Origin of the sequence: Modestobacter altitudinis (assembly GCF_005930475.1) — a bacterium.
Classification (GTDB): Bacteria; Actinomycetota; Actinomycetes; order Mycobacteriales; family Geodermatophilaceae; genus Modestobacter; species Modestobacter altitudinis.
Map to the genome: position 1 here is coordinate 1 of NZ_SJEW01000109.1, position 11,366 is coordinate 11,366.

10 protein-coding genes are annotated in these 11,366 nt (G+C 73.5%); 6 read left to right on the top strand and 4 right to left on the bottom strand.

The genetic code is table 11. The features are described from left to right. The 4 genes from FHL79_RS23855 to FHL79_RS23865 all read left to right on the top strand — a co-directional run. Window positions 1-1,182: aldolase/citrate lyase family protein (locus tag FHL79_RS23855; protein WP_281283898.1), on the top strand; the 1,182-nt coding region annotated here is incomplete at its 5' end. Then, a complete protein-coding gene (locus FHL79_RS26300; protein ID WP_281283899.1) occupies window positions 1,080-1,589 on the top strand; it encodes a hypothetical protein in 510 nt (169 codons plus the stop codon). The genes FHL79_RS23855 and FHL79_RS26300, both read left to right, overlap by 103 nt. Before the next feature lie 125 nt (window positions 1,590-1,714). Further along, a complete protein-coding gene (locus FHL79_RS23860) occupies window positions 1,715-2,503 on the top strand; it encodes an alpha/beta fold hydrolase (protein WP_138761044.1) in 789 nt (262 codons plus the stop codon). Beyond that, window positions 2,500-3,831 carry a cytochrome P450 gene (locus FHL79_RS23865; protein WP_138761045.1) on the top strand — a complete coding sequence of 444 codons (1,332 nt, stop codon included), beginning with the start codon at window positions 2,500-2,502 and terminating at the stop codon, window positions 3,829-3,831. Before FHL79_RS23860 ends, FHL79_RS23865 begins: the two co-directional genes overlap by 4 nt. 9 nt (window positions 3,832-3,840) lie before the next feature. Here FHL79_RS23865 and FHL79_RS23870 read toward each other — a convergent pair whose 3' ends face one another. Genes FHL79_RS23870 through FHL79_RS23885 form a run of 4 tightly spaced genes read right to left on the bottom strand, consistent with a single transcriptional unit; the run spans window position 3,841 to window position 8,605 of the window. Further along, complete coding sequence (locus FHL79_RS23870) at window positions 3,841-4,617, bottom strand: ABC transporter ATP-binding protein (protein WP_138761046.1); 777 nt, start codon at window positions 4,615-4,617, stop codon at window positions 3,841-3,843. Continuing rightward, window positions 4,614-6,527: a branched-chain amino acid ABC transporter ATP-binding protein/permease gene (locus FHL79_RS23875; RefSeq protein WP_138761047.1), complete on the bottom strand. Its 1,914-nt coding sequence runs from the start codon at window positions 6,525-6,527 to the stop codon at window positions 4,614-4,616. Before FHL79_RS23875 ends, FHL79_RS23870 begins: the two co-directional genes overlap by 4 nt. Window positions 6,528-6,531: 4 nt before the next feature. After that, on the bottom strand, window positions 6,532-7,401 hold the full coding sequence (locus FHL79_RS23880) for a branched-chain amino acid ABC transporter permease (RefSeq protein WP_138761048.1): 870 nt from the start codon (window positions 7,399-7,401) through the stop codon (window positions 6,532-6,534). 7 nt (window positions 7,402-7,408) lie between these two features. Then, on the bottom strand, window positions 7,409-8,605 hold the full coding sequence (locus FHL79_RS23885) for an ABC transporter substrate-binding protein (protein WP_171058326.1): 1,197 nt from the start codon (window positions 8,603-8,605) through the stop codon (window positions 7,409-7,411). Between the two features lie 202 nt (window positions 8,606-8,807). Here FHL79_RS23885 and FHL79_RS23890 point away from each other — a divergent pair, with 202 nt between their 5' ends. Then, window positions 8,808-9,770: an MBL fold metallo-hydrolase gene (locus FHL79_RS23890; protein ID WP_138761050.1), complete on the top strand. Its 963-nt coding sequence runs from the start codon at window positions 8,808-8,810 to the stop codon at window positions 9,768-9,770. Between the two features lie 7 nt (window positions 9,771-9,777). Continuing rightward, on the top strand, window positions 9,778-11,366 hold a 1,589-nt coding region (locus tag FHL79_RS23895; protein WP_138761051.1), incomplete at its 3' end, for an FAD-dependent monooxygenase.

An 11,366-nucleotide genomic window follows, 5' to 3' on the forward strand; every position in this document is an offset into this window, starting at 1 on the left:
GTCCACCACCGAGTCCACCGGCCCGACCCCACTCCCCTGCCCTCCGCCCCGCAGCCCGGCCGGATCGACGTGGTCGGTCCCGCTGTCGCTCGGGGCGAGGAGGTGCTCACGCCCGGGGCACTGGAGTTCCTCGCGTACCTGCACGACCGGTTCGCCCCCGGGCGGGCCGAGCTGCTGGCCGCGCGCGCCCACCGCCGCGCCTCCCTCAGCAACGGCCAGGAGCTGCGCTTCAGCCGGGAGACCCCGGTGGTGCGCTACGACCCCGCGTGGCGCGTCGCCGGCGCCGGGCCGGGCCTGACCGACCGGCGGGTGGAACTGACCGGTCCGGCCGACGCCGAGACCGCGAGGGCCGCGCTGGGCTCGGGAGCGTCGACGTGGGTCGCCGACCTGGAGGACGCGACCAGTCCCACCTGGGGCAACGTCATCACCGGCCAGGTCGTGCTCGCCGACGTCGTCCGCGAGTGGCCCACCGGACCGGACGCGGCGCCCACGCTGATCCTGCGCCCCCGTGGTTGGCACCTGGTGGAGAAGCACCTGTGCCACACCGACGGCACCGGGCGGAGCACGCCGACCTCGGCCGCGCTGGTCGACTTCGGCCTGTTCGTCGTCCACAACGCCGCCGGGCTGATCGGGCGCGGCCGGGGCCCCTACTTCTACCTGCCGAAGCTGGAGACGGCCGCCGAGGCCCGGTTGTGGGACCAGGTCTTCACCGAGACCGAGCGGGTGCTGAGACTGACGCACGGCACGATCCGGGCGACGGTGCTCATCGAGACCATCACCGCCGCCTTCGAGATGGAGGAGATCCTCTACGAGCTGCGCCACCACTGCGCCGGCCTCAACGCCGGCCGGTGGGACTACCTGTTCAGCATCGTCAAGAAGTTCCGCGACCGGGGACCGTCCTGGGTGCTGCCGGACCGGTCGGCGCTGACGATGACGACGCCGTTCATGCAGGCCTGCACCGACCTGCTGGTGAGCACCGGCCACCGTCGCGGAGCCCACGCCATCGGCGTCCTGAGCACGGCGGTCCCCGATGACCGCGAGCCCGCCGGGAGGCCGAGCAGGGCTTCGACGGCACCTGGGTGGCGCACCCCGGCCTGGTCGACATCGCGCGCAGCGCCTTCGACGAGGTCCTCGGCGGCGCAACCGACCAGGTGCACCGACTGCGGCAGGACGTGCGGGTGACCGCGGCCGAGCTGCTCGACCCCCGCGGGCTGGCCGGTCCGGTGACCGACGCCGGTGTCCGCAGCAACGTCTCGGTCGCGGTCCGCTACCTGGAGGCCTGGCTGCGCGGGGTGGGTGCCGTCGTCATCGACGGCCACGTGGAGGACGCCTCCACCGCGGAGATCAGCCGTGCCCAGCTGTGGCAGTGGACCGCCCGCCGAACCGTCACCGCAGAGGGCACCCCGGTGACCCGCGACCTGGTCGAGAGGTTGCTGGCCGAGGTCGTCGCTGAGCGGCCCCGCACCCCGGACGACCGGTTCGACGACGCCGCGCGGATGTTCCGGTCGGTCACCCTGGAGGAGTCCTTCCCGACGTTCTTCACCGTCCCCGGCTACGTCGAGCACCTGGTGACGGGAACGTCTCCCTGACCTCACGCACGGTCGGCCCTGCTGGTCCGGCAACTGCGGGACCAGCAGGGCCGACCGTCGCCGCGACATCGGAACTGGCCGCCGGCAGCCTTGTCGACGGCCCCGGCGTCGCTGCAGACTGCGGCATGGACAGCAAGCCCCTGGTCGTCGGCACCGGTCCGGTCACGGTCCTGGCCCTGCACGGCTGGTTCGGGTCGGCCACCGGCTGGGGAGCCCTCCCGGAACTGGTGGACGGCGACCGGTACAGCGTCGCCTTCGTCGACTACCGGGGGTACGGGTCCCGCCGCGGCGCGACCGGCGACTTCACCCTCGCCGAGATCGCCTCCGACGCGCTGGCGACCGTCGATGCGCTCGGCTGGTCGAGCTTCGCCGTCCTCGGGCACTCGATGGGCGGCAGCGCGATGCAACGGGTGCTGCTGGACGCCGAGGACCGGGTGACCGGGCTGGTCGGCGTCAGCCCGGTCCCATCGACCGGCGTCCCCTTCGACGAGCAGTCCGGTCCGCTGTTCCGTGGCGCGGCGCGCGAGCCGGCCAACCGGCACGCGATCATCGACCTCACGACCGGCAACCGGCTCAGCCGGGCGTGGCTGGACCGCATGGTGCAGCACTCGTTGGAGAACTCCGACGAGGCCGCCGTCGCCGGCTACCTCGACGCGTGGGCCGGCACCGACTTCTCCGCCCAGGTGCAGGGCAACCCCGTGCCCGTGCTGGTGGTGGTCGGCGAGCACGACCCGGCACTGAGCGCGGCGGTGATGGAGCAGACCTTCCTGCAGCACTACCCGAACTGCTCCCTCGAGGTGCTGGCGAACGCCGGGCACTACGCCATGTACGAGACGCCGGTGGCCCTGGTGACCGTGGTGGAACGGTTCCTCGACCGGCTGCACGAGCCCGGAGCCGGACGACGCACCCGGTGACCGCCTCCACAGGAGCCGCTGACGCCCTCGCCGTCGTCGACCCGGCCACCTACGAGACCGGTCCGCCGCTGGAGGCGTTGCGCCGCCTGCGCTCGTCGGGCCCCGTGGTCTGGGTCGACGAGCCGCCGCTGCACGGCCTGCCGGGTGGCCCGGGGTTCTGGCTCGTGCTGCGGCACGCCGACGTCGAGCGCGTCCTGCGGGACCCGGCGACCTTCTCCTCGTGGCTCGGGGCGACCCAGGTCCGTGATGCCCGGGACCTCGCCTGGGCCCGCCAGATGATGCTCAACACCGACCCGCCGGACCACACACGCCTGCGCCGGCTGCTCAACCGGTCGTTCACGCCGCGAGCGGTCGCGGCGCTGACCGCCGAGATCGACGCGACGGCGGCCGGACTGGTCGACCGGATGATCGGCCGGTCGACCGCGGGCACGTGCGACTTCGCCCGCGACGTCGCCGCGGACCTGCCCCTTGTCAGCCTCGCCGCGGTCCTCGGCGTGCCGCCCGAGGACCGCTGGCTGATGTTCGACTGGTCGAACCGGGTGATCGGCTGGCAGGACCCCGACTACGCCTCGTCCGCGTCGTTCGACAGCAGCGCCGGGACCGACCTCGCCCGGCGGGCGGTCGCGCTCCGGCCGGCACCGGACGCCGACGGCCGGATGCCGGACCCGCGGACCCGGGAGGGCATGCCCGACCTCTACGCCTACGCCCGGCTGCTGGCCGAGGCGAAGCGGCGGGCACCGGGCGCCGACGTGATGTCGGTGCTGCTCGCCCAGGTCGACGAGGACGGCGGTCAGGTCAGCGACGCGGAGTTCCAGAGCATGTTCTGGCTGTTCGCGGTGGCCGGCAACGAGACGCTGCGCAACGGCCTGCCCGGCGGCCTGATCGCGCTGCTGGAGCACCCCGACGCCCTCGCCGACCTGCGCGCCGACCCCGCGCTGCTGCCCGGTGCGGTGGACGAGATGCTGCGCTGGTGGACGCCGGTCATGGTGTTCCGGCGCACCGCCCGGGTCGACGTCGAGCTCGCCGGTGTCCGCATGTGCGCCGGCGACAAGGTCGTCGTGTCCTTCACCTCGGCGAACCGGGACGAGCGCGTCTTCGGGGACCCGGACCGCTTCGACGTGCACCGGGCCCCCAACCCGCACCTGTCCTTCGGGCACGGTCCGCACTTCTGCCTGGGCGCCCAGCTGGCCCGGGTGCAGATGCGGGCGCTGTTCGGCGAGTTGCTGCGTCGGACGAGCCGGCTGGAGCTCGCCGGGCCGCCGGCCCTGCTCCGGTCGGACTTCCAACGCGGGGTGAAGCGGCTGCCACTGCGCTGGGTCGCCGCCTGACCCCCGGCGTCACCGCTGACCTGCCTCCGCGGTCCCCGGCGTCGGCGGGCCGTCCGGGGTGTCGCCGCTGAGGCCGCCGCCGAGGAAGGCGGCGGTGACCCGCGGGTCGGACGCGAGCGTGGCGGCGTCCCCCTCGAGCACCACCGCGCCGCGGTCCATCACGTAGACGTGGTCGGCGACGGCGAAGGCGGCACGCGCGTTCTGCTCGACCGCGACCAGGGTCAGCCCGTCGTCCCGGAGCTTGCCGAGCGCGGTGAAGATCTCCCCGACCAGCCGGGGCGCCAGGCCGACGCTGGGCTCGTCGAGGACCAGCACCGTGGGCTGGGCCATCAGCCCCCGCGCGATCGCCAGCATCTGCTGCTCGCCGCCGGACATCGTGCCGGCCACCTGCTGCAGCCGCGGCTGCAGCCGCGGGAACAGGGCGAGCGCCCGGTCCCGGGCCTCCCGGCGCTCGGCCGCCGGGCCCCGTCGCCGGGTGTACGCGCCGAGCACCAGGTTGTCCTCGACGGTCAGCGAGGGGAACACCAGCCGGTTCTCCGGCACGTGCGCCAGCCCCGCCCGCGCCAGCCGCTCCGGCCCTGACCCGGTGACGTCGGCGCCGGCCAGGGTGACCGTGCCCCCGCTCGCCGGGATCAGCCCCGACAGCGCGCGCAGCAGCGTCGTCTTGCCCGCCCCGTTCGCACCGATCACCGCGACCAGTCGGCCGTCCCCGGCCGTGAGGTCGACGCCGTGCAGCACCTCGAGCCGGCCGTACCCGGCCGCCAGCCCGCGGACCTCCAGGCTCATGGCAGCTCCCCCGGGCCGGTCTCGGCCACCGCGACCGCCGCGCTGTCCTCCGGCTCGACCCCGAGGTAGGCCGCGACGACGGCCGGGTCGTGCCGCACCTGCTCGGGCGTGCCGAGGGCGATCCGCACGCCGTCCTCCAGCACCGCCACCCGGTCGGCGAGGGCGAGCACCGCCTCGACGTCGTGCTCCACCAGCACGATCGCCATCCCGCCGGCCCGCAGCCGCCGCAGCAGCCGGGCCAGGTCCCGTCGCTCAGCGCCGGACAGCCCGGCCATGGGCTCGTCGAGCAGCAGCAGGTCGGGCTGCAGCGCCAGGGCGCGGGCGATCTCCACCAGCCGCTGTCGGCCGAAGGGCAGGTCCACGGCGAGGCGATCGGCGTCCGCGCCCAGCCCCAGGAGGTCGAGCAGCTCCCGGGCCGAGGCCTCGACGGCGCGCTCCTCGCGGCGGGCGGGCACGACCAGCGCGGCACCGATGAGCCCGGTGCGGCTGCGCAGGTGCCGCCCGACCATGACGTTGCCGAGCACTGTGGAGGAGCCGAAGATCTGCAGGTTCTGGAAGGTGCGGGTGGCGCCGGCACGGGCGAAGACGTGCGGCTTGCGGCCCTCCACCCGGGTGCCGGCCATCGTGACCGTTCCGGCGGTGGGCGCCACGGCGCCGCTGATCATGTTGAAGGCGGTCGTCTTCCCGGCGCCGTTGGGCCCGATCAGCGCCACGATCTCGCCGGCGTGCACGGTCAGGTCCAGGTCGTCGACCGCGGTCACGCCACCGAAGCGCTTGGTCAGCCCGGAGACCTCCAGCAGCGGCGTGCCGGCCGCCGGTCGGCCCTCGCGCGCCAGCAGCGGACCCTCGTCCGGCGGGAGCGCCGCGCCCTCGGCGGGCAGCGGGGCGCCACCGTCCTCGAGGTCGGAACCGGACAGCCGCCGGCGGGCCGTGGTCCACAGCTGGTACAGCCCACCGGGCAGGAAGATCATGATCGTGGTCAGCAGGATGCCGAAGCCGATCAGCTGCACCTCGCCCACCGCCCCGGGCACCAGCTCGGGGATCAGCCGGCGGAGCCCGTCGTCCAGCCCCTCGACGGCGAACGCGCCGATCACCGCGCCGTAGACGGTGCCGAGACCACCCAGCACCGCCATGAGCAGGAACGAGACCGACAGCGGGAAGTTCGCCGCGTTCGGGTTGACCACGCCGAGCCAGTGCGCGAACGCCGTCCCGGCGACGCTGGCGTAGGCCGCCGACAGCACGAAGACCTGCAGGCGCAGCCGGAAGGTGTCGACGCCGAGGGTCTCGGCGGCGACCTCGGAGTCGTTGACGGCGCCGAGTGCCCGGCCGATCCGGCTCTCCACCACGTTGCGGGCCAGCAGCAGCGCGAGGAGAACCACCGGGACCAGCAGCAGGAAGTACTCGGTGGTGGAGTTGTAGACGCGGCCGTTGAACTCGGGCTTGGGGATGCCGAAGATGCCCGACGTCGCACCCAGGAACGTCGACTCGGCGGCCAGGACGGTCACGATGATCCCGAACCCGAGGGTGGCCAGCGCCAGGTAGTGACCGCGCAGCCGCAGCAGCGGGAGTCCCACCGCCAGCGCCACCGCCATGGTGACCGCCACCGCCGCGACCGAGGCGAGCAGCCCGCCCACCTCGTACTCCGTCACCAGCACCGCCTGCGTGTAGGCGCCGATCGCGAAGAAGCCGGCGTGCCCGAGGCTGACCTGGCCGGCCAGTCCCATCAGCAGTGACAGACCCAGGGCCGCCAGCGAGTAGATCAACGCGTAGACCCCGACGTTGGTCAGGCTCCCCGGTGCGACGAAGGGGAAAACCGCCAGCAGCACCGCCAGGACCGAGATCCCGATGACGTCGCCGCGGCGGGACCGACGGGCCGACGGCCCGGGCAGCCGCAGCGCTCGGCGTGCCACGGCCTCAGACCCGCGCTTCCGCGGAGCGCCCGAACACCCCGGAGGGGCGGGCGACGAGCACGACGATGAGCAGCAGGAAGGCCACCGCGTCGCGCAGCCCGGTGCTGACGTAACCGGCGGTGAGGTTCTCCAGGACGCCGAGCAGGAGACCGCCCAGCACCGCGCCGCGGACCGAGACCAGGCCGCCGAGCGTCGCGGCGACGAACCCCTTCAGGCCGAGGGTGAGCCCGGACTCCCAGGAGGTGAAGTAGATGGGGCTGGCCATGACCCCGGCGATCGCGCCCACACAGCCGGCGATGAGGAACGCGGTCAGCGAGGCCCGCCCGAGGGAGATGCCGACCAGCCGGGCCGCCACCGGCTGCTCGGCGCAGGCCCGCAGCGCCTTGCCGGCGAGCGTCCGCTCGTAGAACCAGTAGACGGCCGCGGACACCACCGCGGCGACGGCGAGGATCCACAGCTCCTGGTAGCGGATGCTGACCCCGCCCACGGTGAACCCGCCCGGGTTGATCGGGGTCAGACCCTCCGCGTCCGGCCCGTACACCAGCAGCATGAGCGCCTTCAGCCCGGTGGAGACCCCCAGTGTCAGGATCAGCGAGACCAGGGTGGTCATCCGCTTCACCGGGGCGATCGTCAGCCGCTCCATCAGGACGGCGACGACGGCGACGGTGGCCACCGCGACGACCACCGCCGCGAGCAGCGGGAGCCCGCTGCCCACCGCGGAGATCGCCACGAGTCCCCCGAGTGCGGCGAACTCGCCCTGCGCCAGGTTGATGACGCCGCTCACGGTGAAGATCGCGACGAAGCCGATGGCGACGAGCGCGTAGACCGCGCCCTGGCTCAACCCCGCGAAGACCAGCTGCAGGAGGTCGACCACGGCCTGTTCAGGCGCCCTGGTCGGGGAGCAGCGTCCACTCGCCGTCCTGCACGGTCACCAGCACCAGGGCGTCCTTGGTCAGCCCCGAGTGGTCCTCCGGCGTCATGGTGAACGTGCCGCTGATGCCCACGAAGTCCTCGACGCCCTCGAGGTGGTCGCGCAGCGCCTGCGGGTCGGTGCCCACCTCACGCAGCGCGTCGACGGCGAGCTGCCAGCCGTCGTACGCATGCCCGGCGAAGGTGGACGGGCCCTCGCCGTACTCGGCGGTGTAGTCGTCGACGAAGGTGCTGATGACCTCCCGCTGCGGGTCGTCCTCGGGCAGCTGGTCCGCGACCACGAGCCGGCCCAGGGGTGCGACCAGCCCGTTCGCGGACTCGGCGGCGGTGTCCAGGAACACCTGGTTGCCGATCCCGTGGCTCTGCATGACGGGGGTGGTGATGCCCAGCTGGGCGTAGGCGCGCTGCGCCAGCCCCGCAGCCGGCGGGATGCCCCAGATGACGTTGACGTCGGCGGCGGCGTCGCGCAGGTTGACCATCTGGGCGGTGAAGTCCGTGGCGTCCGGGGCGAACCGCTCGACGGCGACGACGGAGATGCCGGCCTCCGCACCGACCTCGTCGAAGATCTCCTGGACGCCCTCACCGAACCCGGAGGCGTCGCGGGCCAGGCCGATCGTCGTCCACCCCTGGCCGGCCATGTACTCGATCATGCGCTCGATGACCACCCGGTCGTTCTGCGCGCTCTTGAACACCCACTCGGAGCCGTCGACGATCGCGGCGTTGGCGGCCAGCGAGATCATCGGGATCTGGGCCTGCTCGGCGATCGGCCGCATGGCCAGGCTCGGGCCGGTGCGGCTGGCACCCAGCACGATGTCCACCTCGTCCTCGTTGACCAGCTTGTTCATCGCCTGGGCGGCACCGTCCTCGGTGGACTGGTCGTCCTCGATGATCAGCTCGACCTCGCGGCCGTCGATGCCGCCCTCGGCCTGGAGCTGGCCGGCGAGCAGCTCCAGGGCCTGCCGCTCCGGGACCCCGAGGGACGCCCCGGCCCCGGTGATGTCCAGGACCGCGCCGACGGTGATCGGCCCCGACTCGTCGGCCGAGCCGCCGTCGCCGCCGGTGTCGGCGGACTCCGAGCAGCCGGCGAGGCCGAGGGTCAACGCCGCCGCGACGGCCACGAAGCGCGCTGGGTTGGTCCGTCGTCCCACGGGGTCTCCTCGGCTCGGCACTCGGCACCCGGACGCAGGGTCCGGGGCCGGAGTGTGACACAGCCCACTCGCCTACTGCGATGCTCGGCGGACGCGGACGACCTGGCGCCGCCCCCCCTTGTGCCGACCCCCGCCCGCTCCTACTGTCGAACCGCTGAGAGAGCGTGTCGTTCGTTTATCGAACAGTGCAGGGAGTGTCCCCATGGCCGTCAAGCCCTTCGCGTCCTCCGCCGACCTCGGCGTCAAGGAGCAGACCCTCGAGGTCCTCGCCGACGGCGTGTACGCACTGACCGCCGAGGGCGACCCCAACCTGGGCGCCATCGAGGGCGAGGACTTCGTCGTCTGCTTCGAGGCGCTGGCCACCCCGGTCGCCGCCCGCCGCTGGCTGGCGAAACTGCGCGAGCACACCGACAAGCCGGTCCGTTTCCTGGTGCTCAGCCACTACCACGCCGTCCGGGTGCTGGGCGCCAGCGCCTTCGACGCCGAGGTCATCGTCAGCTCCGAGCAGACCAAGCACCTCATCGAGGAGCGCGGTCAGCAGGACTGGGAGAGCGAGTACGGCCGGATGCCGCGGCTGTTCGAGGAACCCGAGTCCATCCCCGGGCTCACCTGGCCGACCCTGACCTTCCGCGACAAGCTCACCATCTCCCTCGGCGGCGACCGGGGCGACCTGGTGCTGGAGTTCCTGGGCCGCGGGCACACCGAGGGTGACATCGTCGCCTGGCTGCCTGAGCAGGAGATCCTCTTCGCCGGCGACCTCGTCGAGTCCCAGGCCGCGCTCTACACCGGCGACGCCTTCCACTTCGACTGGGCCGCCGGCACCCTGGACCGGGTCAAGGCACTCGGCGCCCAGCAGCTCATCGGCGGTCGCGGCAAGATCGCCCGCGGTCGGGTCGAGGTCGACGCGGCGATCGAGCAGACCCGCGACTTCCTGCTCACCATGCAGCGGACCGTCGGCGCCGCCCACCGTTCCGGCGGCTCCAGGAAGGAGGCGTTCCAGGCCACCCACGAAGCCCTCGCGCCGAGGTTCGGGACGTGGCCGATCTTCGAGCACTGCCTGCCCTTCGACGTCCAGCGCATCTGGGACGAGATGGACGGCATCGAGCGCCCGGTGATCTGGACCGCGGAGCGGGACCGGCAGGTCTGGGACGAGCTGCAGGGCTGACCTGACGATGACCACCACCGGGAGCTCCACGGCGCCGCCGGTCGTCGTCATCGGCTGCGGCCCGGTCGGGCAGACCACCGCCCTGCTGCTGGCCCGCTGGGGAGTGCCGGTGATCGTGCTCGACGGCCGGCCCGAACGGGACCTGGTGGGCAGCAAGGCGATCTGCCAGCAGCGCGACGTCCTCGACGTCTGGGACTCCGTCGGCGTCGGCGCCGAGATCGCCCGCCGCGGAGTCACCTGGACCACCGCCCGGACCTTCCACCGCGACCACGAGCTGTTCAGCTTCCGGTTCGCCGACCGTGGGCAGTCCCCGTTCCCGCCCTTCGTCAACGTGTCGCAGTGCGTCACCGAGGAGCTGCTCGACCAGGCGATCGCAGCGCAGCCGCTGATCGAGGTCCGCTGGGACCACCAGGTCATCGGCATCGAGCAGGGGGACGCCGAGGTGTCGGCGACCTGCGCGAACGGCATGACCGTCACGGGCAGCTACGCCGTGGCGTGCGCCGGCTCGCGGGCTGACGTCATCCGCGCCGCCCTCGGGCTGACCTTCGAGGGACGGACCTTCGGCGACCAGTTCCTCATCTGCGACATCCGCACCGACCTGCCCGGCTGGGTGACCGAGCGGAGGTTCTACTTCGACCCGGAGTGGAACCCCGGCCGCCAGGTGCTCATCCACCCCTGCCCCGACTCCACCTTCCGCATCGACTGGCAGGTGCCGCCGGACTTCGACCTCGCCGACGAGGAGGCCTCCGGCGGGCTGGACCGCCGGATCCGCCAGGTGATCGGCGACCGCCACCACGAGATCGCGTGGAAGTCGGTCTACCGCTTCCACTCCCGGGTCGTGGACCGGATGCGGGTGGGCCGGGTGCTCGTCGCCGGGGACGCCGCCCACCTGGTCTCCCCCTTCGGCGCCCGCGGGCTGAACTCCGGCGTCCTGGACGCCGACAACGCCGCCTGGAAGCTCGCCTTCGTGGTGCACGGCTGGGCACCGGCGTCGCTGCTGGACAGCTACTCGGACGAGCGGCACGCCGCCGCCGTGGAGAACCTCGACGTCACCGGCGCCACCATGCGCTTCCTGGTGCCGGGCAGTCCGGAGGAGGCCCGGCACCGCCTCGAGGTGCTCGAGCGGGCGACGACCGACCCCGCGGCCCGGGCGGAGGTCGACTCCGGCCGGCTCGCCGAGCCGTTCTGGTACGTCGATTCCCCGCTGACCACCCCGGACGGGCGGCGCCCGTTCCCGGGCCGTCCGGCCCGCGGGGACGTCGCGGTCCCCGGCCCCGGCGTGCTGGTTCCCGACGTCCCGATCACCGTCGCCGGACGGCCGGACGTCGTCCGGCTCCGCCAGCTCGCCCGGGCCGGGGTGACCGTCCTCGTCGGGGACGACGCGGCGCTGCCCGAGCACCTGCCCGAGCACCTGCCCGAGCGGCTGCCCGTCGCCGTGCACCGCATCGGCGACCTCGACGCGTCCTCGGCCCTGCGCGAGGCGCTGGGTGCCCGTCCCGACGAGACCTGGGTGCTGCGCCCCGACGCGCACGTCGCCGCTGTGCTGACCCGGTCCGCCGACGTGGCCCCGGCCATCGCCCGGCTGCTCGCCTGCCC

Bases quoted from the DNA above. Each gene is read 5' to 3' on its own strand.
- FHL79_RS23860 (WP_138761044.1), top strand. From the start codon at position 1,715: ATGGACAGCAAGCCCCTGGTCGTCGGCACCGGTCCGGTCACGGTCCTG.
- FHL79_RS23870 (WP_138761046.1), bottom strand. From the start codon at position 4,617: ATGAGCCTGGAGGTCCGCGGGCTGGCGGCCGGGTACGGCCGGCTCGAG.
- FHL79_RS23890 (WP_138761050.1), top strand. From the start codon at position 8,808: ATGGCCGTCAAGCCCTTCGCGTCCTCCGCCGACCTCGGCGTCAAGGAG.